The 22,630-nt window shown below is 67.7% G+C and carries 14 protein-coding genes and 5 pseudogenes; 13 read left to right on the forward strand and 6 right to left on the reverse strand.

Annotated features, from left to right (window positions below):
* Nucleotides 1-24: 24 nt before the first annotated feature.
* From IEJ02_RS07380 to IEJ02_RS50715, 7 genes and pseudogenes are all read left to right on the forward strand, one after another.
* Nucleotides 25-1,329: a Gfo/Idh/MocA family protein gene (locus IEJ02_RS07380; protein WP_191063972.1), complete on the forward strand. Its 1,305-nt coding sequence runs from the start codon at nucleotides 25-27 to the stop codon at nucleotides 1,327-1,329.
* A gap of 378 nt (nucleotides 1,330-1,707) precedes the next feature.
* The gene (locus IEJ02_RS07385) at nucleotides 1,708-2,946 is read left to right on the forward strand and encodes a ricin-type beta-trefoil lectin domain protein (protein WP_191063973.1); all 1,239 of its coding nucleotides are present in this window, start codon (nucleotides 1,708-1,710) and stop codon (nucleotides 2,944-2,946) included.
* 331 nt (nucleotides 2,947-3,277) lie between these two features.
* The gene (locus IEJ02_RS07390; RefSeq protein ID WP_191063974.1) at nucleotides 3,278-5,329 is read left to right on the forward strand and encodes a ricin-type beta-trefoil lectin domain protein; all 2,052 of its coding nucleotides are present in this window, start codon (nucleotides 3,278-3,280) and stop codon (nucleotides 5,327-5,329) included.
* Between the two features lie 109 nt (nucleotides 5,330-5,438).
* Nucleotides 5,439-7,775, forward strand: coding sequence for a glycosyl hydrolase family 95 catalytic domain-containing protein (locus IEJ02_RS07395; protein WP_191063975.1), 2,337 nt, complete (start codon nucleotides 5,439-5,441; stop codon nucleotides 7,773-7,775).
* Between the two features lie 137 nt (nucleotides 7,776-7,912).
* The gene (locus tag IEJ02_RS07400; RefSeq protein ID WP_191063976.1) at nucleotides 7,913-9,751 is read left to right on the forward strand and encodes an alpha-L-fucosidase; all 1,839 of its coding nucleotides are present in this window, start codon (nucleotides 7,913-7,915) and stop codon (nucleotides 9,749-9,751) included.
* 127 nt (nucleotides 9,752-9,878) lie between these two features.
* Nucleotides 9,879-10,313 (forward strand): glycoside hydrolase N-terminal domain-containing protein, encoded by a 435-nt coding sequence (locus IEJ02_RS07405; protein WP_191063977.1) that lies wholly within the window; start codon nucleotides 9,879-9,881, stop codon nucleotides 10,311-10,313.
* Between the two features lie 178 nt (nucleotides 10,314-10,491).
* Nucleotides 10,492-12,861, forward strand: a pseudogene (locus IEJ02_RS50715) (Tn3 family transposase); the annotation flags it as partial.
* Nucleotides 12,862-13,074: 213 nt separating this feature from the next.
* Here IEJ02_RS50715 and IEJ02_RS07420 read toward each other — a convergent pair.
* From IEJ02_RS07420 to IEJ02_RS07430, 3 genes are all read right to left on the reverse strand, one after another.
* Entirely contained in the window at nucleotides 13,075-14,187 is a 1,113-nt protein-coding gene (locus IEJ02_RS07420; protein WP_191063979.1) for an alkene reductase, read from the reverse strand.
* A 65-nt stretch (nucleotides 14,188-14,252) separates the two neighbouring features.
* A complete protein-coding gene (locus tag IEJ02_RS07425; protein WP_191063980.1) occupies nucleotides 14,253-14,855 on the reverse strand; it encodes an NADPH-dependent F420 reductase in 603 nt (200 codons plus the stop codon).
* A complete protein-coding gene (locus IEJ02_RS07430; protein ID WP_191063981.1) occupies nucleotides 14,855-15,883 on the reverse strand; it encodes a zinc-binding dehydrogenase in 1,029 nt (342 codons plus the stop codon). The genes IEJ02_RS07425 and IEJ02_RS07430 overlap by 1 nt, the downstream gene beginning before the upstream one ends.
* 97 nt (nucleotides 15,884-15,980) lie before the next feature.
* On the opposite strand from IEJ02_RS07430, the gene IEJ02_RS07435 reads away from it, so the two are divergent.
* Nucleotides 15,981-16,580, forward strand: coding sequence for a TetR/AcrR family transcriptional regulator (locus IEJ02_RS07435; RefSeq protein ID WP_191063982.1), 600 nt, complete (start codon nucleotides 15,981-15,983; stop codon nucleotides 16,578-16,580).
* A 133-nt stretch (nucleotides 16,581-16,713) separates the two neighbouring features.
* Here the strand turns inward: IEJ02_RS07435 and IEJ02_RS07440 are convergent.
* Both IEJ02_RS07440 and IEJ02_RS07445 read right to left on the reverse strand, forming a co-directional pair.
* Nucleotides 16,714-17,005 (reverse strand): annotated as a pseudogene (locus IEJ02_RS07440) (IS30 family transposase); the annotation flags it as partial.
* Between the two features lie 439 nt (nucleotides 17,006-17,444).
* On the reverse strand, nucleotides 17,445-19,088 hold the full coding sequence (locus IEJ02_RS07445; RefSeq protein WP_223863505.1) for an alpha-L-fucosidase: 1,644 nt from the start codon (nucleotides 19,086-19,088) through the stop codon (nucleotides 17,445-17,447).
* 388 nt (nucleotides 19,089-19,476) lie between these two features.
* On the opposite strand from IEJ02_RS07445, the pseudogene IEJ02_RS50720 reads away from it, so the two are divergent.
* Nucleotides 19,477-19,743 (forward strand): annotated as a pseudogene (locus IEJ02_RS50720) (replication-relaxation family protein); the annotation flags it as partial.
* Nucleotides 19,744-19,765: 22 nt separating this feature from the next.
* Nucleotides 19,766-20,515, forward strand: coding sequence for a replication-relaxation family protein (locus IEJ02_RS49795; RefSeq protein WP_317985750.1), 750 nt, complete (start codon nucleotides 19,766-19,768; stop codon nucleotides 20,513-20,515).
* 139 nt (nucleotides 20,516-20,654) lie between these two features.
* Here the strand turns inward: IEJ02_RS49795 and IEJ02_RS50725 are convergent.
* Nucleotides 20,655-21,206 (reverse strand): annotated as a pseudogene (locus IEJ02_RS50725) (hypothetical protein); the annotation flags it as partial.
* Nucleotides 21,207-21,374: 168 nt separating this feature from the next.
* On the opposite strand from IEJ02_RS50725, the pseudogene IEJ02_RS48360 reads away from it, so the two are divergent.
* The 3 genes and pseudogenes from IEJ02_RS48360 to IEJ02_RS07465 form a co-directional block, all read left to right on the forward strand.
* Nucleotides 21,375-21,640: pseudogene (locus IEJ02_RS48360) on the forward strand (alpha-amylase family glycosyl hydrolase); the annotation flags it as partial.
* Between the two features lie 73 nt (nucleotides 21,641-21,713).
* A complete protein-coding gene (locus tag IEJ02_RS48365) occupies nucleotides 21,714-22,016 on the forward strand; it encodes a hypothetical protein (RefSeq protein ID WP_223863564.1) in 303 nt (100 codons plus the stop codon).
* 434 nt (nucleotides 22,017-22,450) lie between these two features.
* Nucleotides 22,451-22,603 carry a hypothetical protein gene (locus IEJ02_RS07465; protein ID WP_191063984.1) on the forward strand — a complete coding sequence of 51 codons (153 nt, stop codon included), beginning with the start codon at nucleotides 22,451-22,453 and terminating at the stop codon, nucleotides 22,601-22,603.
* Nucleotides 22,604-22,630 lie beyond the last annotated feature (27 nt).

The raw sequence follows: 22,630 nt of genomic DNA on the forward strand, positions 1-22,630 counted from the left end.
CCCTACCGGAGGTGCAGTCAAGAAATGACCACCGTGACGCAGACGTTCGCCAACCTCCGCGAGCACCTCGGCCGCCCCCTCGGCGGCCCGCTCCACCTGGCCGTGGCCGGTGCGGGGGCGCGCGGCACCGGGTACGCGGCTCTGGCCGCGGCGGGGGAGACACCTGTCGCGTTCACCGCCGTCGCCGAGCCGCGCGACGTCCGCCGCGCCGCCTTCGCCGAGCAGCACGGGGTGCCGCTCGACCACCGGTACGCCGACTGGCGCGAGCTGGCTGAAGCTCCCCGCCTCGCGGACGCCGTACTCATTACCCTGCAAGACGCCCAACACATCGAGGCGGTGGAGGCATTCGCCGCACGCGGCTACGACATGCTGCTGGAAAAGCCGATGGCGACCGGCCTGGAGGAGTGCGACCGCATCGCCGAGGTGACCCAGTCAGCGGGAGTATCGCTGACCGTCTGCCACGTCATGCGCTACTCGCCCTACACCCGCCGTCTCAAAGAGCTCCTCGGCAGCGGCCGCATCGGCGACCTGGTCAGCGTCCAGCACCTGGAGCCCATCGGCTACTGGCACTTCGCCCACTCCTACGTACGCGGCAACTGGCGCCGCGAAGACCTCTCGTCCTTCCTCCTGCTCACCAAGTCCTGCCACGACATCGACTGGCTCGGCCACCTCGTCGGCCGCCCCGTTACCGCGGTGTCGTCCTTCGGCTCCCTCACCCACTTCCGCACCGAGAACGCCCCCGCCGGGGCGGGCGAGCGGTGCATCAGCTGCTCCGTCGAGCCCGACTGCCCGTACTCGGCCCGCAAGCTCTACCCGGTCGGTCTGCGCGAGGGCGGCGTCAAGCGCTACTTCACCCGGATCGTCGCCGACGAGATGACCGCGGAGGCGGTCGAGACGGCTCTGGCCAAGGGCCCGTACGGGCGCTGTGTCTACGCCTGTGACAACGACATCGTCGACCACCAGGTCGTCAACCTCCAGTACGACGGCGGCGCCACCGCCTCCTTCACCCTCACCGCCTTCACCCCACAGGAGAACCGCCACACCAAACTCTTCGGCACCCACGGCCAGATCACCGGCGACGGCAGGACGATCGAGATCTACGACTTCCGCACCGACGAGCGCACCGTCATCGACACCGACAACGGCGGCGCCTCGGCCGCCGAAGGCCACGGCGGCGGAGACGCCGGCCTGATCGAGGCATTCGTCCGCGCGCACCACGAGGGCCGCCCCGAACTGCTGCTCACCGGCCCGGAGGCCAGTCGCGACAGCCATCGCGTCGTCTTCTCGGCCGAGAGATCCCGCCGCACCGGTCAGGTCGTCCGACTCTGACCTGCCACGGATGCCGTCCGGCCGGTGGAGGGACCGCCTCCGGCCTACGGCGTCCACGCGCATTGCCGCACCTGAAACACCGCCTCAACCCCGAGGCGCCCAAGAGCCGGGCCGTCCAGCGCACTGGGCGGTCGCGCATGCACACCACATCAGGGAGTGGAACCCGTGCACAACTCGGGAACGTATCTACGTAAATGCGCCGGATTGGCACTGTCAGCCGTTGTAGTCACGGCTACCGCCGTGGTCGCGGCACCGACTCCGGCAGCAGCCGCTGGTGGTTCGGCCACCGATTGGATGCATGACGGCAGGTTCGGTGTCATGGAGCACTACCTGGCCGAAGGCTGCCCAAACTGCAGTCTCAGCGATTACCCCGACCACATGCCGACGGTCGCGCAGTGGAACGACCGGGTGAACCACTACGACGTCGACGGCGTCGTCCAGCAGCTCAAGTCCATCGGAGCGGGCTGGCTGCAGATCTCGGTCGGCCAGAACACCGGCTACTACAGCGCCCCGAACGCCGCCTACGACCAGCTCGTGCCACCCACGGCAGACCACCCTTCCCGCCTCTCCCAGCGGGACCTCATCAAGGAACTGGGCCCCGCGCTGCACAAGGAAGGCATCAAGCTCATCGTCTACATCACCGACGACGCCATCCAGCGCGATGACTACGCCCGCAAGAAGCTCGGCGGCGACAGCCAGGAGCCAGCCGCGCCGAACGCGACCTACCAGGAGAACTGGCTCAAGGTAGCCAAGACCTGGGCGCAGCAGTGGGGCACCGACGTCGACGGCTACTTCATCGACGGCTCCGGTTACCGGGCCCTGGAGCCCTTCTACGACAAGATGGCCACCACCTTGCGCAGCGCCAACCCCAAGGCCCTCCTCTCCTTCAACGGCCTGCCCAATGGGGTTGGGTCGGTGACCACCGAGTCCGACTTCAACCCGGGCGAAACGGGCGTCAACGACTGGTCCACCCGTCCCACCGACGGCCGCTGGCTCGACAACCGGGGCACCCAGATGCAACTCCAGTACCTCAGCATGGCGCAGCGCGATTGGGGCAGCCTGCCCGACCAGCCGATGTCCTACAGCACCGAGGAACTCATCAACCACACTCTCAAGGTCATCCGTGTCGGGGGAGTGGTGACCTGGGATGTCGGCTATGACCGGTCGAACGGGCACATCTCCGACCCGGCCATGCAGCAGCTGAAATCGCTGGGCCAGGCGGTGGGCAAGCTGCCCACTGCACTCGTCGGGGTCGGCAGTAACAGGTGTGTCGATGTTCCGGGGGCGAGCACTGAGGACGGCACCGACGTGCAGTTGTATGACTGCAACGGCACGGCGGCCCAGACCTGGAGGTTCAACCCGGAGAGCCGTGAGGTCCGCGCTCTCGACAAGTGCCTGGATGTCGAGCAGGGGAACGCGAACGACGGCACTCCCGTGCAGCTGTACTCCTGCAATGGCACGGACGCTCAGAAGTGGACGTACGACCCCAACAGCAAGCAGCTCACGGCCTTCGGTAAGTGTCTGGATGCTTCCGGCGGTGCGACGGCCAACGGCACCAAGGTGATCATCGCTGCCTGCCACGGCCGCGACAACCAGCAGTGGCGGCTGAGCGGCTGACCCGAACCGTCGGATAGACGAACAGGCAGGTGGGGTCGGCACAATTCGCTGTCCAACAGCANAGGTGGGGTCGGCACAATTCGCTGTCCAACAGCAAGTGGGGGCGGCGGCCCTACCTCGACTACTTCGCTCAATAGCCCAGCCGATCCTGGCGCATGAGCCGGCACAAGGACGGCATCAACCCCCTGATCCCAGAGGAGAAGCGATGCAACTGCGCAGAACACTGCGTGCTCTGGTGAGCTCCATCTCGGCAGCCATAGTGATCGTTAGCTTGTTCGTAGCCGTCGGGCCGACCCCGGCTGCGGCCGCCGGTGGTCACGCCACGGACTGGATGAACCAGCGCAAGTGGGGCGTCTCCGTGCACTACCTCGCGGAAGGCTGTCCGCCGGGTTGTCAGGTCGGCTCCTACGCGACCGGGAAGTGGCCGACGGTGGCCGAGTGGAACGACCGGGTCGACAACTACGACATCGAGGGCGTCGTCAACCAAGTCGATTCCGTCGGCGCCGGATGGCTCCAGATCCCGGTCGGACAGATCTCCGGCTACTGGGACGCGCCCAACCCGGTGTACGAGAAGTACGTCCCGGCCACTGACGCTCACCCCAGCCGCCTCTCGCAGCGCGACCTGATCAAGGACCTCGCCACCGCCGCGCACGCCAAGGGGCTGAAGTTCATGGCGTACATCCCGCTCGACCCGCCGAGGAACGACGCCTACGCCGCCGAGAAGCTCGGCGCCGACCCCAACAACCACGAAGACGGCGGCGTGCACAACGCTGACTTCCAGAAGAAGTGGCTCGAGGTCGTCAAGTACTGGGCCCAGGAGTGGGGCCCGCTCATCGACGGCTGGTGGGTGGACGGCGGCTTCGCGAACCTCGACTCCTACGCCTCGGACATCATCGACGCGCTGCACACCGGCAACCCCGACAGCCTGATCGGGCTCAGCGCGGCCGGCTGGCAGTACGAGACGAACAAGAACGCCGCCGCCAAGTCCGATGTCGTCTCCGGCGAGGACAAGCTCTCGCCCGACGGCCGCTGGCGCGACTACAACGGAACCCAGGTGCTCAACCACGGCCTGAACCGCATCCAGGGCCACTGGGGCAATCCCTCGAACGCCGCGATGTCCCACAGCACCGAGACACTGGTGAACTATGCGACCGGCGCGATGAGTCAGGGCGCCGCGATGACCTGGGACGTCGGCTACGACTGGCCCAGCGGCCGCATCTCCGACTCGTCGATGGCCCAACTCGCCGCCGTCGGTGAAGCCACCGGCACCCTCCCCGGCAACGGCGGAAGAACCGACAGCGGTTCCCCCTCGATCAGCTACAACGGCGCGTGGGGCACCGCCAGCGGAGACCAGTACTTCGGTGGAACGGCCCGTACCTCGACGGCGACCGGAAACTCCGCGTCGTTCACCTTCGACGGAACCTCCGTCAAATGGGTCGGCGCACGCGACGCGGGCGCGGGCAAGGCAGAGGTTCGCATCGACGGCGGCCCCCCGACGACCGTCGACCTCGCCTCCTCGCCACCGACCGGGAACGACGTCGTCTTCGCCCGCTATGGGCTGAGCCGCGGCAAGCACACCATCACCGTCACCCCGACGACGGGCGTCGTGTCCGTGGACGCCTTCGAAGTCGACACCACGACCAGGCCCGACATCGACGACACCGACCCCGCCATCACCTACACCGGGTTCTCCAGCTCCAACCCCGGCAGCTGCTTCAACAACACCTGCCACAACTCCAACACGGCAGGCTCCACCGTCACGTACGAGTTCACCGGCACCGGAATCACCTGGAACGGTGTCACAGGGCCCGACCAGGGCACGGCCGCCGTATCCATCGACGGCGGCCCGGCCACGACCGTCAACCTCGCCGACGAGTCCCGCAGCGTCGACGTTCCGGCCTACCTCAGCCCCGCGCTGCCCTACGGAACCCACACCATCAAGATCACAACCGAGAGCAGTCGATGGGTCACCATCGACCGGTTCGTCATCGACCCCCACCCCAACGCCATCACCGGGGTCGCCAGCCAGCGTTGCACGGACGTGCCCCAGGCCAGTGCCGAAGACGGCAACGACCTGCAGCTGCACACCTGTAACAAGACCGCCGCCCAGAAGTTCACCTTCGATTCCGCCACCGGTGAGGTCCGAGCGCTCGGCAAGTGCATGGACGTCCAGCAGGCCGACACCAGCGACGGCACCCCGGTGCAGCTCTACCAATGCAATGGCACCAAGGCCCAGAAGTGGACGTACGACCCCGCCGGTAGGCAGCTCAAGGCATTCGGCAAGTGTCTGGAGGCCGACAGCGGTGGCACCGGCGACGGCACGCGGTTGATCATCCATGGCTGTCACGGCGGCAGCAGCCAGCAGTGGCGGCTGAGCGCCTGACCCGAACCGTCGGATAGACGAACAGGCCCGGGGCGCGCCATACCCGGCACGCCTCGGGGCTCGACGCATGCCACTCCCGTGACCGGATCAAGGAAAGGACAGCATCGTCATGAAGCGCAGGACCCTGCTCACCGCCATTACCCTCGCGCCACTCGCAAGTGCCGTAGGGACCGCCCACGCCGACGGCACCGGAGCGACCGCCACCCGCGCAGCCACAGCCGACGGCGACGCGGACTGGGACACGCTCGGCAACCTGCTGTCCGGATACGCCGGCCACTGGACCTCGCCGCCCGCGACGACCGACCCCGACCGTCTGACCAACAAGATGACCGACGGGGCCCTTCTGGGCAACGGAGAGCTCGGCGTGGTCGTCGGTGGGGACCGCAACACCCTGCGGCTGTATCTGGGCAAGAACGACTTCTGGACCAGCCCAGGGGCTGACGGCGCTCACCCGATCGCGCTGGGCGGGCTCACGTTGCGCAAGGTGTCGGGTTCGGACGGCGGCACGGCGTATGAGATGACACAGGACATCCTCAACGCCGAGGTCCGCACCGAACTGACCGTCAACAGCGTGCCCGTCCGGACACACACCTTCGTCGCGGACTCCGCGGACATCGTGGTCACCGAGGTCAGCACGACCGGGACCGCCGAGGTCCGGCTCGCCCTGGACGCCTGGACGAAGTCCGGGGCCTCGCAGTACCCGGCGAAGTCCGGCACCGAGGGTTCCACCCTCTGGGCGGAGCGCAGCACCGAGAGCGCCTCGTCCAGCCAGTGGGTGTCGCGGATGGGCCTCGCCACCAAGGTCATCGGCGCCTCGGTCTCCACCGGTACGAACTCCACCGGCACCTCCATCGCCGTGTTCACCCTGAAGCCGGGCGAGACGGTCACCATCGTCTCGGCCGTCGAAGGCGGCCGCGGTGTCACCGATCACGTCAGCCGCGCTGTAGCCACCGCCAACGCGGTGACGGCCGCATCCGCGGCGGATCTGAGCACCAAGCACCGCCACTGGTGGAAGCAGTACTGGCTCAAGTCCTACGTCCGGGTCTACGACCCGTCTCTGGAGAAGTACTACTACGGCTCCCAGTACCTTCTCGGCAGCTCCTCGCGCCGGGGCTCGACCGGTCCCGGCCTGTGGGGGCCGTGGGGCACCACCGACACTCCGGAATGGAACGGCGGCTACTTCCTCAACTACAACGCGCTGGCCCCCTACTACGGCGCCTTCTCCAGCAACCGCATCGACATCGCGGAGCCGATGATCCAGGCGGTTCTGGACTACCGTTCCACGGGTACGGCCAACATCGCCCGCGTCCAGACAACCCCGGGCGGTGCGGTCAACTCCCGGTTGAGCCAGGTGTTCAAGGAGTCCGTCCCCGCTTCGACCCGCGGCTACCTGTACCCGGTCTCGATCGGTCCGCAGGGCGCCTCAGGCGAGTGGACGTTCTGGAACCAGCCGACCAATGCGAGCTACGCAGCCGTCCCCATGGTCGACAAGTACGAGTACGCGCCGGACACCGGATTCCTCAAGGACACGCTCTACCCGTACCTGCTGGAACTGGCGAACTTCTGGGAGGACTACACCGGGCCGAAGGAGGCCGATGGGAAGTACCACTTCATGGGCGCGGCCTACGAACAGGACTGGGCCAAGGACGACGCCCTGGGGCTCGCCGCCATCCGGTACGTGCTGACACGCACCCTCAAATACAGCGAGCAGCTCGGAGCCGACGCCTCGCGCCGGGACAAGTGGAAGGACATCCTCTCCAGCCTGCCGGACTTCCCGACCGTGTCCTACAACGGCAAGACGGTCTACAACCGTGACTACACCAACACCGACTTCTCGACGATTGTCGGCAGGACCATCTGCAACCTGGAGTTCATCCATCCCTTCGGCCACCTGGACCTGGAATCTTCCGAGATCCAGCGTCGGACGGCGATCGACACGCTTGACGCGATAGACTCCTGGAACCAGGGAAACAACCTTGCCAAGAGCTACGGGGTGGCGGCGCGCGTCGGCTATCCGGCGGCCTCACTCCAAGCGCGGCTGAAGTCGCTCATCGACTCGAAGATGCGGTCCAACCTCAGCGTCGAACAGGAAGGCGGCGGCCTGGAGAGCGTTGCCGCGACCAACGCGATCAACGCGATGCTGATGCAGTCCATCAACGGCACCATACGGTTGTTCCCCAACTACCCCGCAGGCCAGAAGGCACATTTCAGCCGTCTCCGTTCCCCTGGCGGCTTCCTGATCAGCGCCGACTATGACGGCAGCAGCGTGTCCAACGTCTCCCTGACCGCGGACAATGCGGGCGGCCCGGTGACCGTGCTCAACCCGTGGCCCGGCCGGACCATGAAGGTCACCGATGCGGCTGGAGCCGCGGTCGGCACGAGCCAGAACAACGACCGGTACACCTTCACCACGACGGCCGGTGGGACCTACATGCTCTCGTCTTGAGGCTGTCCTGCCCTACACCGGGTGAATTCTGAGGCGCTGCCCTCCATCTCGCGTCATACATCCCTGTCTGAGGCGACAACTGACGCCCCGATGTATCCGCTTCCACGTTCCATCCATCCGAAGAATGAGGAGCCGCAATGCACCCCCCGCACATCCGCACCGCACGAGGAATTACCGCGCTGCCGCTGCTGGTTGCCGCCGCACTCGCCGCCGGATCCCTATCTGCCGCGCAGCCCAGCGCCGCGCAGCCCAGCGCCGCGCCGACAGCGATCACGGCCGGCCCTGGCACGGATTACGCGGTCGATGATCCCTTCACGGCTGATCGCACGAGCTGGTTCCGCCAGGACCGCTTCGGCATGTTCATCCACTTCGGCGCCTACTCCAACCTCGAGGGCGAGTACACCCGCCCCGACGGCACCGTCTGCCGCGACGCCGAGTGGATCATGCGGAACTGCAACATACCGAGGGAGGAGTACGAGAAGCAGGCCGCAACGTTCAATCCCGCCGACTTCGATGCCAAGGCCGTCGTCGCCGCGGCCAAGAACGCAGGCATGCGGTACATCGTCATCACGGCCAAGCACCACGACGGCTACGCGATGTGGCCGACAAAGGTCAACTCGTGGAACTTGCGCGACCACTCGGCCTTCGACAAGAACCGGGACATCATCGCCGAGCTGAAGAAGGCCGCCGACGAGGCGGGGATCAAGCTCGGCCTCTACTACTCGATCTGGGACTGGCACGATCCTGACTTCCCGGACCGGGCCACCTTCCCTGCGTACGAGAAGCGCATGTACGCCCAGCTCAAGGAACTGGTGGACACCTACGATCCGGCGCTGCTGTGGTTCGACGGGGCATGGCAAGAGCCTTGGACCGCAGAGGACGGCGAGCGCCTGGAGGCATATCTGCGAGGCCTCAAGCCCGATCTGATCGTCAACAACCGGGTCGGGAAGAATCGGGTGACCGACGGCGACTTCAGCACTCCGGAGCAAGAGATACCGGATACGTCGGTCGCAGGTCAGCTGTGGGAGTCCTGCGGGACCCTCAACGACCACTGGGGATATGCCCGTTACGACGACAAGTGGAAGTCGAGCAGCGAGCTGCTACGCAACCTGCTGACCACCTCGTCACGGAGTGGCAACTACCTGCTCAACATCGGTCCCGACGCTCGCGGGCGGGTTCCCGGCCCCGCCGCCGAGCGCCTGGGTGAGATGGGCAACTGGCTGCGTACCGCGGACCAGGGCGAGGCGGTCCGTGGAGCGGGCAGCGCCGGATTGGTCGAGCAGCCGTCCTGGGGCACGGTCAGCCGCAAGGGCGGCAAGCTGTACGCGGCAGTTACCCAGTGGCCTCAGTCGGGCGGCTCACTGCACCTGACCGCCCGGACCGGCTTCGACGTGACGCAGGCCCGCGTGCTGGGCTCCGCCCAATCGGTGTCCGTCACCAAGTCCGGTGATGGCTACGACATCAAGCCTTCCGGCGCGGCCACCAACGAGACCGCCACCGTCATCGAGCTGACCGTCGACCCCGGGGCCACGGCAGCACCGGGCAGCGGCACCGGCCTGAAGGAGGAGGTCTTCGCCAACCCGGACCTGGCGGGCGAGCCGAAACTCACGCGTACGGACCCGACGGTCAACCACTCGTGGAAGTTCACCGGATCTCCGGATGCGAGCATTCCGTCGGACGGATTCAGCGTCCGCTGGAGCGGCACCATTGAGCCGCGGCGCACCGAGACCTACACGCTCAGCACCGTCTCGGACGACAACGTACGGGTCTGGATCGACGGCAAGTTGGTCATCGACAACTGGAAGCCGCACAACGTGCAGGTTGACCAGGCCCAGGTGGACCTGACCAAGGGCCGCCGCCACGCCATCAAGATCGAGTATGTCGAGCAGACCGGCGAGGCCCACATGAAGCTGCTCTGGTCCAGCCCCGGCCAGGACCAGCAGGTCATACCGCAGCAGCAGCTCAACCCCAACTGACGCGGAAGGACCCACCGGGGGAGCGCAGGCCGAGTCGTCCCGCCCCACGGCGGGGCGACTCGGGTCCCGCGAGCCGAGGAGACGTACGTGCGATGAGCAGAAGACGTAGCAGACGCGGAACGCTAGGGTGGCTTGTCACTGCCCTTGCGGTCGTGGGCGCCCTGGGCGTCCCCCGGCCTCGAGGGCGGCCCCGGTTGCGCCTGACAGCAAAGCCGCGGCCGCCGACCCCAACACTCTCTGGTACGCCAAGCCGGCAGCCGACTGGGAGCAGGAAGCACTGCCCATCGGCAACGGAGCCATGGGCGCCATGCTCTCCGGGGGAGTGGGCAAGGAGAAGCTGCAGCTCAACGAGAAGACGCTGTGGACAGGAGGACCGGGGTCCGCGGGGTACAACTTCGGCAACTGGAACTCGTCGCGGCCGACGGCGGTGCAGGAGGTCGTCGACAGGTGCCACCTTCGACCGGGAGTACTTCGCCAGTTACCCGGACAAGGTCGTTGCCGGGCCGCTCGGCGCGAACCAGCCCGGCAAGGTCTCCTTCACTCGACAGAGCCACCTTCGTGATGAGCGCGGGCACCAACTATGCGCAGAGGTCACCCCAGTTACCGGTGAGACGATCCGCATGGGACGGTGTCGAAGGCTGTGGACGCGGCGGCCGCCACGTCATATGACAGCCTCAAGAGCGCTCATGTCGCCGACCGTCGAGGCCTGTTCGACCGGGCGAACCTCGACATCGGACAGTCGATGCCTGATCGCCCTGCGGCGGACGGAGCATCACCAGCTCGGGTTCGCGCTCCAGATGTGCACGGTGCGGTACGTCGGCCTGTTCCTGGAGGACCCGCTCGCGGTGCCGTGGCCGGTGGTCGAGCACCTGGCCGTGCAGCTCGGCATCGAGGACCCGTCGGTGGTCAAGCGGTACACGGAGCGGCGTCAGACGTTGTACGACCATGCCTGGGAGATCCGGGACGCCTACGGTTACCACCCCTACGAGGACGGCGAGTGGGGCCGGCGGTTCCGTACGTTCCTGCACGGGCGGGCGTGGACGCATGCCGAGGGCCCGAAGGCGTTGTTCGATCACGCGGTGGGCTGGCTGCGCCGTCACCGGGTTCTGCTGCCGGGGGTGTCGGTGCTGGCCCGGCAGGTGTCGGAGGCGCGGAAGGTCGCGGAGGAGCGGCTGCACGCCACCGTCGCGGGCGCCGCCCGCCGTGCCGACCCCGGCCTGCCAAGCGATCTGGTGGCGACGCTGAAGACGCCGGAGGGTTCCCGGTTCTCGGAGCTGGAGCGGCTCCGCCGGCCGCCGACGCGGACGACGGGTACTGCGTTGGCCCGTGCGCTGGAGCGGGTGGATGAGATCGGCGCCTACCGGCTCGGGCGGCTGAGGCTGTCGCAGATCCCGCCGAACCGGATGGCGGCGTTGGCCCGGTACGCGCTGGGGTCGAAGGAAGACGGAGAAGGAGCGGCTGTCCACGCTGCCGCAGCTGGAGAAGGCGTCACGGGTGCTCGCGCGGGCGGCGAAGGTGCTGTTCGAGGAGCTGGAGCTGGTCGAGGGGCACGGCACCGACGTGGACGTGGCCGCGTTGTGGGCGGCGGTCGAGGAGGTCGCCCCGCGCTCCGCGGTGATGACCGCGGCGGCCAGGGTGGTCTCGCTGGTGCCCGAGGACGAGAACTCGGCCGAGGTCGCCATGCGGGCCGCGCCGGCGAACCGGTAGGCCACAGTAAGGCCGTTCCTGGCGTTGCTGGGCGAGTCGAAGGCGCTGGAGGCGGCGAGCGCGGGGAAGCGGGTCCTGGCCGGGGTGCGCGGCCTTCCGGCGCTGGCGCGGCGGAAGGTGGGGGTGAAGCCGCTGCTGCCGCGCGAGGTGGACGACAAGCTCGTGCCGCCCGCGTGGCGCAAGGCGGTGTACGCCAACCCTGATCTGCCGCAGGGCGCGGTGGACCGGGACGCGTACGTGGTGTGCGTGACTGGAGCAGCTGCACCGGGCCCTGAACAACCGCGACGTCTTCGCCTCCTGCCGGACCTGCTGTTCGAGGTGAACGCCTGGACCGGGTTCCTGGACGCCTTCGTGCACCTCGGCGACGGCACGACCCGGATGAAGGACCTGTCCACCTCGGTGGTCGCGCTGCTGGTGCCGGAGGCGTGCAACATCGGCCTGGCCCCGGTGGTGAACCCCGGCTACGAGGCCCTGACCCGGGCGCGGCTCGTGCATGTCGACCAGTACTACCTGCGCGCTGACACCATCGCCGCGGCGAACGCCGCGCTGATCGAAGCCCGGGCCGCCGTGCCCATCGTGAAGTTCTGGGGCGAGGGGCTGCTCGCCTCGGTCGACGGGCTGCGGTTCGTCGTCCCCGTCCGTACGGTCAGCGCGGCGCCCTGGCCGAAGTACTTCGGGTTCAAACGGGGCATCACCTGGCTCAACGCCGTCAACGACCAGGTCGCTGGCATCGGGCAGATGGTCGTCCCCGGCACCCCGCGCGACTCCCTGTACATCCTGGACGTGCTGCTGAACCTGGACGGCGGCGTAAAGCCGGAGATGGTGGCCACCGACAACGCCTCCTACTCCGACATGGTGTTCGGCCTGTTCAAGATCCTCGGCTACAACTTCAGCCCGCGCTTCCGCGACCTTGATGACCAGCGGTTCTGGCGAGCCACGATGCCCGGCGTCGAGACCGGCACCTACGGTGCCGTGGAGGACCTGGCCCGCAACCGCGTGAACCTGAACAAGGTGATCACGCACTGGCCGGACATGCTGATGAAGGTCGCCGCTTCCCTGGTCACCAACCAGATCCGCGCATACGACCTGCTGCGCATGCTCGGACGCGACGGCCGCCCGGCCCCGCTGGGCGTCGCGTTCGCGGAGTACGGGCGGATCGCCAAGACCGAGCACCTGCTGCGGGTGGTCGACCCGGTGGACGACACCTACCGGCGGCAGATGAACCGGCAGCTCACCGCGCAGGAGAGGACATCGCCCGGCTCTCCCCGTTCAAGCACCGTAACCTGAACCTGCTCGGCCGCTACAGCTTCACCGCCAGCACCCCAGCCGCAGGCGCCCTGCGCCCACTGCGCGCCCCGGACGGGCCCGAGCTGGACGAGGACGACGGGAGCGGGCCGAACTAGGGCCTTTCGTTTGGACCAGGTGGCGCCGACATGCGGCGCCTTGTGGGCGGGGCCGAGCGGGGTGCGGTGCGTGCATCTGCAAGGCGGAGGAGGGCGTCAACGCGCTGGGGGCACCCCCGGCCGAAGGCTGGGGGGACGTCGGCAACCGACGACAACGCCGCAAATGGTGCGTGCCACACCCCGCGACCTGCCGCATGATCCAAACGACAGACCCTAGTAGGAGCCGGTCACCGCGGGGTAGTCCGTGTATCCCTCCGCGTCACCCGCGAAGTAGGTGTCGCGGTTGCCGGCGGCGAGGGGGTGGCCGTGGGTGAATCGATCGACGAGGTCTGGATTGGCGATGAAGGGGGCGCCGAATGAAACCGCGTCGGCCAGCTGCCGTTCGAGCAGCTCGTTGCCGCTCGCTTGCGTGAAGCCGAGGTTGGCGATAACAGCGCCGCGGTAGTGGGCGCGGTAGCGGGTGAATGCGGTGAGGGTGTCGGTTCCGGTGTCGGGTTCCGGGCCGAGGAGGTGGAGGTAGGCCAGGTTGCTGTCGTTGAGACGCTTGAGGAGCTGGTCGTACTCGTCCATCGTCTCGGCATCTGCTGTGAAGGCAGGCCCGTGATTCCAGTAGGGCGAGAGTTTGATTCCGATGCGGTCGCTGCCCCACACGCTGCTGACGGCGTCCACGATGTCGAGGAGGAACTGGGCCCGCTTTTCACTGCTGCCGCCGTAGGCGTCGGTACGCTGGTTGAGCCGTGGGTTGAGGAACTGGGCCACGAGATGGGACACCTGCGCGTGGATCTCCAGGCCGTCGAATCCGGCGCGCAGGGCGTTGGCGGCTGCCTGCCGGTAGGTGCCGATCGTGGTGGCGATCTCTGCGGCGCTCAGGGCGCGTGGGGTGAGGGAGTCCTTCGGGCCGTCGGGGGTGAAGGACATCTCGTGGGGATTGATCGCTGAAGGGCCGGCGGGGAGCCTGCCGCCGTGGTGATCCGGGTGGGAGGCGGCGCCGGCGTGGCCGAGTTGCGAGACGATCCTGCCTCCCGCGGAGTGCACGGCTTCGGTGACCTTGGACCAGCCGGCGGTCTGGGCGTCGGTGTATATGCCTGGGACGTTGATGAAGCCGATCGCGTCCGTGCTGACCCAGGTCCCTTCGCTGATGATCAGGCCGGCGCCGGCGCGCTGCGCGTAGTAGGTGGCGTGCAGGGCGGTGGGGGCCAGTTCCTCGTTGTCGGCCCGGGAGCGCGTCATGGGAGCCATGACGACGCGGTTGGGCAGCTTGAGCGCGCCCAGCTGAACGGGCCGCAGGAGGGGCTGGGTGCTGGGCGCTGAGGTCTGGTCGGACATGAGGATCTCTTTCGTGGCGGAAGGCGCTCCTCATGGGCATGAGGAGCACGAGCGGGTTGGTGGGGTCAGTCCTGCTTGAGGACGTGGAGGGCGGACAGGGGGCCGCCGAGCTGGATGAGGCGCCCTCCCTCGCGCAGCGTTCCGAGGTCGACGGGGGCGAAGCCGAACTCGGAGGTCAGGCCTCTCACGGTGTTCTTGGCGTCGGCGTCGTCACCGGCGAGGAACAGCACCTGCCGCCCCGCCTCGTGGCGGGGATCGGGTGCGATGAACTGCGCGTAGAGGGCGTTGAACGCCTTGACCACGCGTGCGCCGGGAAGCAGGGAGGCCACGTATTCGCTTCCGGTGAGGTCGCCCAGCTCGGCGATCTTCGGGTTCGGGGGAAGGGAGGCGAACTGGTTGGTGGCGTCGATGACGACGGTTTTGTCCAGGCGGGGGAGCCCGGCGACGGCGTCAGGGATCTGCGGCCAGCGGACCGCCAGCACGACGAGGTCCGCGGTGGCGGCCTCCGCAGGGGTCGCGGCTGCCGCGAGCGCGCCGAGGTCTTTGACCAGCGGGGCCAGGGAGGCTGGCCCTCGGCTGTTGCTGAGCACGACCTCGTGGCCGTGACGGATCGCGTGCCGGGCGATGGCCTGAGCGACTGCTCCGGCTCCGAGCATTCCGATCTTCATCAGGCGGCCCCGTGTCCAGAGTCGGCCGTCCGCGGTGTGGTGAGCAGGACGGTTCCGCTCTTGGCCGGGCGGCGGGCGTGCTCGACGGCCGCCTTGAAGTCGGCGAGGTCGTAGCTGGCCGCGACTTCAAGCAGGTCCGGCGTGTTCTGCGCCAGGTCCTGGGCAAAGGCGACGTCCTGGGCCCTCTCCTTGGGGGTGCGGCTCATCCAGCGCAGTATCGACACCCCCCGCACCGTCAGCGCCCGCGCCATGAGGGGAAGCGCCTCCAACGGTGTCGTGCCGGAACCCAGGTGCCCGTAGGAGATCAGGGTGCCGCCGTCGGCGAGCAGTTCGGCGAGGTCCTGGGTCATGGCACCGCCGATGCAGTCGAGGACCACCTGGACGCCCCGCTCGCCGGCATGCCGGCGGACTTGTCCCCGCCAGTCGTCGTCGCATGTCGCGATCACGGGCTGGGAGGGGTACAGCGTCCGCATCTTCTCGGCGCCGGAGGCGCTGCGCACGAGGTTGATCAACTGCAGGTCGTGCCGGACCGCGGCCGCGCTGACCAGCCTGCCGACGGACGAGCCGGCGGCGGTCTGGAGGACGGGACCCGCCTGCCCGCGCAGTGCCTTCTCCACCGCCCGGTGCAGCATGCGCATGGTCAGCGGGTTGACCAGCATCAGGGCCGCGGTCTCGTCGCTGACCCCGTCCGGCACCGGCACCGCCAGATCGGCTGGGACCACGACGAAGTCGCTCCACGTTCCCGGCGCCGGGAAAACCGCCACCCGCTGCCCCGGGAGCGGTGCGCGGACGTCTGCTCCGACGCTCTCGACGACGCCCATCCCCTCCACTCCGGGAGTCCGGGCCCGCGACTGCTGTTCCGGCTGCCCCGGCAGACCCTCCACACCGATCAGGTCCCCCGGATGGATGGGCCGGACCAGCATGCGGACCAGAACCTCTCCGCTGCCGGGAGCCGGCCGGTGGGACTCCTCCCTCAGCGTCAGTACCTGCGCGGCGTCCCCTTGCCGCGTGTACTCCACGGTGCGCATAGGCGCCTCCACACTCTTTGATGATGTCCGTCATTAAAAATGAATGATGAGGAGTAACATTGAAAATGTCAAACACTGCCGACGCAGGAGGGCGGCCATGCCGCGGATCACCAGGGAAGACAAGGCCAGGAATCGGCAGAACATCGTCGAGGCGGCAGGACGCATGTTCCGCTCGCAGGGCGTCGATTCCGTAGGGATCGCCGAACTGATGAAGGAAGCAGGCCTGACCCACGGCGGCTTCTACAACCACTTCGCATCCAAAAGCGATCTGGCCGCCGAGGCGTGCAGCGCCTCGTTCAAAGCCTCTCTGGGCTTCCTGGACCAGGCCCTTGAGGAAGGCGCCGATCTCACCGGCCCACCGCTGAAGCGAGTGGTGGACAACTACCTTTCGGCCGCCCACCGTGATGCCTCGGACGGCGGCTGTCCCTCTGCCTCCCTGGTCACCGACGCCGGACGGCACAGCGACACGGTCCAGAGCGCCTACGCAGCCGGCGTGGAGGGGTACCTCACCGGCTTCGCCGAAGAGTTCGCCCGCGAGCACGAAGGGGAGATCACCTCACAGGAGGCGCGGGAGCGCGCGGTGCTGCTGCTCAGTCGACTGGTAGGGGCGATGGCCCTCGCCCGTGCCGTGAGCCACGTCCAGCCCGAACTGTCCGACGAGATTCTGCGGACCTGCCGCGCCCACGCTCTCGACTGACGGCTTCGCGCCCGCCAGCCCTGCGTCGTCCCGTCCGGCGGCGAGCCGCACGGTCACAGCATTGGCACCACCCGAGTTGACGGCGGGCGGATGGATCAAGCTGCACCGCCCCGTCGGAAAAACGATGGCGAGCTCAAGGGGTCAGCGCATCACCGCTGTTCAGGAGGCCGGCGTAGAGCTCTGCCGGAGTGCGATAGCCATGGGTCCTACGCGGGCGATGGTTGAGTTCGTGGGCGATGGCGTCCAGGTCGGCCTGGCTGAACGTGCGGAGGTCCGCGCCCTTGGGGAGGTACTGCCGAATCAGCCGATTGGTGTTCTCGTTGGTACCGCGCTGCCACGGGCTGCGCGGCTTGCAGAGGTAGATCGGCATCCCGGTCTCGGCGGTGATGGCCTGATCCGGCCATCTCCCGGCCCCGGTCCCAGGTGTACCCGGATCCCGCTTCGGCGTGTGAGTCGGCGAGTGCTCCGGGCCCTGAGTGTTCGGGGCCGGGTATCTCCACCTGGACTCGGTTGGAGGTCGGCTGTGCCGAGGCGGGGCCGGGAGCGATGGCGAGAGCACACGCGACGGTGGTTGCGGCGGCTGCCGCAATCGATCTTCGTATGGATGTGCCGGATCTGCGCAAGGCATCCTCCGTGCGAGGGACGAACTGGCCGAGGGCGGTCGGTGTATCCAACGGATGTGTGCCGAACAGGGTTTGACGCAAACACCAGCTTGCTGAGCCGAAGCGCACCGCAGTACACGTCTCCACTCTGGGATGAGTCATGGCCCGCCCTCACCGACGCCCGGCGCCGCCGGCGAGGACAAGCCCGGTGCTGCGGTTTGCGATCGAGTCCTGGCCGTTGCCGCGGTCGGTGATCCGACCCTTACGAGGTCGGGTTGAAGGTGACCTTCAGCGAGACGATGGCGTCGTTGTTGCCGGTCGCCCGCAGGTCGGGATTGTCCGCGGTGAACGTCCATGACGTACCGGTGAAGTTGTCGGCGGAGTGGCCCGTCACCGCATAGCCCTTGGGCACCTTCAGCGAGGAGATGGTCGAGGGCTCTACCCCGGCGGCCGACAGCTGGGAGGAGGTGTAGCTGCCCGGCGACAGGATGGCGCTCGCCCCGGAGTAACCCACGTCCTGGAACACCGTCACCCCGGCGGACGTGGGGACGCCGCTGGCCTCGACGCAGACCACGGAGTCATGGGCGTCCGGGGCGGTTGCCGGGACGGTGACGTTGATCTGGCCGCCGCTGACGGTGTAGGTGAGTGAGGCCGAGGGGTTGTTCATCAGGTAGACGCGTTTGATCGTGTTGGTGATCGCCGGGATCTGGAGCACGCCGTTGGCGGGCCAGGTGAAGACGTGGGCGAACAGCTTGCCGTTCTTCTTGGTGACCCTGCCCCAGGCCGGATCGGTGGCGAAGGGGCTTGCGGTGGCTCCGTGGATGCTGTCGCCGTACGTCGGCATCCAGGAGGCCAGGCCGCGCAGAATGGTCACGGATCCGGCGGTGACCGAGCCGTCGCCCGTGGGGCCGATGTTCAGCAGGAAGTTGCCGTCCCGGGATACGCACGTGGCGAGCTCCTGGACGAAATCGCCGACGGGTCGGTAGGAGTTCTCGGCGTCCGAGCGATATCCCCAGGCGCCGTTCATGGTGTCGCATGTCTCCCACAGCCGCTCCGGCGGCGTGCTGGGTACACTGGACTCCGCAACTGTGTAGTCGCCCAGTCCGCAGTTGTGCTTGACGCGTTCGTTGACGACGAGGTCGGGCTTACGAGCGATCAACCAGTTGTAGAGATCAATGCCGTCCGACCGGTTCCACCAGTCCTCCAGGGTGGGGCTGGCGAGGTCGTTGGGCATGTCGCCGTCGAACCAGAGGATCGCCGGGTCATAGCGGTCCAGCAACTCCTGCAACTGGGCTTTCATGTCCGCGATGTAGCTGGTACGTGCGGCCTGCGAGGCCATCGTGGTGGGACCCCCTCGGTTGGTCTGGGAGGGGTGGTTCCAGTCCATGATTGAGTAGTAGAGCCCGAACTTGACGCCGCGCGCCTCGCACTCGGTCTTGAGCGCCGCCAGCAGGTCGCCTTGGACACCCGCGTAATCGTGCAGGTTGTAAAGCTTGGTGCCGGTGGTGTCGGTGAAGCTGGGGACTTCGGAGTCCCACATGGCGAAGCCCTCATGGTGCTTGGCGGTGATCACGAGGTACTTCATGCCGGCGTCCGCGGCCAGTTGGGCGATGGCGGCGGCGTTGAAGGCGGTGGGGTTGAAGTGTGCGGACACCTGGGTCTGGTAGTCGGCCTTGGACCAGTTCTCGGCGTTGAACGCCTGTTCACCGTGGCCGAGGTGGGAGTAGGACCCGAAGTGGATGAACATCCCGAACCGGTCCTGGTACCACCAGTCCATCTTCGAGGGGACGGAGGATGCCTCGGCGGTGGCAGGCAACAGGACCTGTGGGAGCGCGAAGGCCACGACGCCTCCGGCTAGCGCGGCAGCCTTGAGGAGGGAACGTCGACTCAAGGGTACAGAGGACATGGTGCGGCTCCTGGATGGTGGGGGTGTGCTGGTCGAGGCTGGGGGCGCGTGAAGGGACTTCAGGGCCGTGAGCACCTCGGACGTGTTGCGTACAGGGCCTCGGCGTCGACCAGAGACATCGGATGAATGTATAGACGCTACCTGCTATGGCGTCTAGGGGTGACGCAGCAACTCATCAAACTCACTGCTATGCAGGAATTGATGTAGATCAACTAGGCCGCCGCGCTGGGATCACTGCCTGATCTCTCGGAATAGCTCGGACCTATAGTCCTCGGGTACCGGAGTAGGGGTGACTGGTCCGGTGTCCGGTTCCCGGCTGGTCCCGCCCAGAGGGACCAGCAGCACCGACCGCGACCTTGAGCTGCTGGAGCTGGTGCACGAGCACCGAGTGTTCACCACCGGCCAACCGGAAGCGCCCTTCTTCACCGCACCACAACTCGCCCGCCGCCTGCTGATCCTGTACCGGCACACCGCGCTCCTGCGCTCCCGGCCCTGGACACCGACCGGCCCGGCGCCCTGGCACGGGGTCCTCGGCCCCACCGGCGCCGCCGTTCTCGCTGCCCGCCACGGCGTCACGCTCGCCGACCTCGGCTACAACGCCAGTGCAGCAGTCGGGTTCTGCCTGTTCGCGCAGCTCGGCCACCAGCTCGGCGTCAACGAGTGCTTCACCTGCCTCCGTGCACGTGCCCGCCACCGTGAGGATGCGCGGCTGGTGGCCGTGGTGGCCAGAGAAACGCTGCCTACGGCTGTGGGGCGACCACGCCCGTCCCGACGCCTACGGCCGCTGGCGCGAAGACGGCCTCGAGGTCGACTTCTTTCTTGAACACGACACCGGCACCGAGCCGCTCACCAAGGTCGCCGCGAAGCTCGCTGGCTATGCCACGCTCGCCGAAGCCACAGGCGTGTCCACCCCGGTCCTGTTCTGGCTACCCAGCACCGCCCGCGAAACCAACCTCCGCGCCGCCATCGCACCACCGGAAGTCCCTGTCGCCACCGCCGTCCACACACCCGCCATCCGCACACGCGGCGGAGAGTACACCGGCGAGCTGTTCAAGCGGGCCTGCGCGGCGGCCGGTATCACCCAGTCGATGGGGCGCACCGCTTCGGCGCTGAACAACGCGGTCGCCGAGGCGTTCAACTCCACCCTGGAGATGGAACTGCTATCGCGGTCCCGCTTCGCTTCCCGTGAGAGGTCCGCCACGCAGTGGCCGATCGCCTCCGGCGACGCCCTGCGGGCGCCCTTGACCCCGGAGACCTCGGCAGCCCCTGACCGGCGGGCACAACGGCAGGCCCAGAGCCTGCCCGGGCAGCCGCGCGGCGCACCACAGGGTATTGCCAGTTCACGGGTTGGTGAAGAGCTGGGCTTCGAGGTGGTCGAGGGCTTGGCGGACGGCGCCCAGCGCGACGTTCTGTTCGCCGAGGTGTGAGGCTTGGACGGGGATGGGGAACAGGCACAGCTCGTCGAGCCGGCGTTTGAGGGGTTTGAGGAGCGTGTCGCCGGCTCGGGACAGGCCGCCGCCGATGATGATCTTGTCGGGATTGGATGTCGACGCCTGACCACTCGGGCAGTGCAGGGGAGAGGGCGATGGTTCCGGTGTTCGGGTGGACGGGGCCGGTGGTGCCGACGCCGACGGCGAGGACGTCGGCGAGACGCACCGATGCGGCTCGAGCGGCGCGTTTGAGAGCGGTGCGGGCCGCCTGGACGCGTTCGGCGTTGCCGTGCTCGGCGGACACCTCGATGCGGTGGCTGCCGCGGATGGTGCCGACGAGGTCGGTGCACAGCGCCAGGACCTTGTGGATCCCGATGTCGACGCCGATCACGGCCCCGTACTCGGCGCGGAAACGGTAGCGCTTGGCGGGCCGGCCGACGGGCCTCGGTGCGTCCGGATCCGGGACGATCTCGGCGAGGAGTTCACGCTCGATCAGCTCGTTGACGGCGTCCTCGGACGATGCGCGGGAGACAGCCGCCCGGTGGGCGACCTCGGTGAGGGTGAGGCCCCCCGGCGAGCCGTCCTCATGGGGTTCGGCAGCGTCGGCGTGGATCACGCGCAGGGCCGCGACCGTAGTCGGGCGGCTCAACGGCGGTCCGTACCAGTGCTGCGGAGAACCCTCACTCATCGATCTGTTCTCCAACCTCTTGACGCCGTGCCGCTCGGGTGCAACGATCCTGCTACTCTCGAAATATTAGGACCATCAGGATAATTAATTCAGGGTCGCAAGATTGAAACTCCCAGCTTGTGGCCGTCGCCTGGTTGACCTCTCGTTCAGTGAAAGGTCTGAAGTCTCATGCCTCAGTCTCGAAAGGCGTTGTCATGGCATGCCGGCTCGGTCCTGTACCAGATCTACCCGCTGGCGTGGCTCGGCGCCAACGCCGTCTGGCTCAGCCCGTGCTTTGCCTCGGAGTTCGGCGACGCGGGCTACGGCGTGACGGACTACGTGAGCATCGCGCCGCGCTACGGACGAACGAGGACGCGGCCGCCTTGATCGAGGCGGCTCGTAGCCGCTGCATCCGGGACATGCTCGACCTGGTGCCGGGCCACACCTCCCACCGGCACCCCTGGTTCCAGGAGTCGGCGAACACCCCTGGCGACCATCGCTACATCTGGTCGGACCGCGTTCACCCCGGTGGAGAACCGGCACACCAAGATCTTCGGAACCCGAGGCCAGCTCACCGGCGACGGCCGGTACCCGAGCGTCTTCGACTTCCTCACCGAGCAGACCACGACCATCGACACCTCCCTCGACGGCTCATCCGCCGCCGAAGGCCACGCCGGCGGCGACCACGGCCTCATCAAGTCGTTCGCCACCGCCCTGCACGAAGGTCGCCCCGAGCTCATCCATTCCGGCATCGCCGAGAGCATCGGTAGTCACAGCGCGGTCTTCGCCGCCGAACAATCCCGACGCGGCGGGACCGTCATCACTCTTTGACCCCTCCGGCCTCGGGGGACGGACGGCACCTTCCACCACACCATCAACGCTTTGGTGTGGTGCCCACCTCAGTTGGACGAGTTCGTCTCCCACTCCGAGGAGAAGACCATGCGACCCCCGTAGAACGGTCGTGGCCGGAGTGGCGGCCGTGCTGCTCGGACTCGGCCTGGTCACCGTGCCTGCCACCTCGGCCAAGCCCGCCGCTGCAGTGGGCGACCTGGGCTCCCATCCGGGCAACGTCATATGTCGCCGACTCCAAAGACATCGTCGTCACCGAGGTCAGCACGACCGGTTCGGCCCCGGTGCAGCTCGCCTTGGACGTATGGACGAAAGCCGACAACGCGAAACTCCCGGCGGCGTCCGGGGTCAACGGTTCCACGCTGTGGGCATCCCGCAGCCCCCAGAGCACCGCTTCCAGTGAGTGGGTGTCGCGGATGGGGGTCGCGACAGTGAACACCGCCAACCCCACCCGCCTCGTCCAACAGCTCGTCCACCGCGTCGACGGCCTGCCCGCAGGCATCCGCACCATCCGCTTGGTCAGGAAGAACGGCCAGTACCTGATGACCGACCGCTTCACCTTCCGCTGATCGCTGGCTCCTGGAGACCATACGATG

Origin of the sequence: Streptomyces sp. 5-10 (assembly GCF_014712245.1) — a bacterium.
Taxonomy (GTDB): domain Bacteria; phylum Actinomycetota; class Actinomycetes; order Streptomycetales; family Streptomycetaceae; genus Streptomyces; species Streptomyces violaceusniger.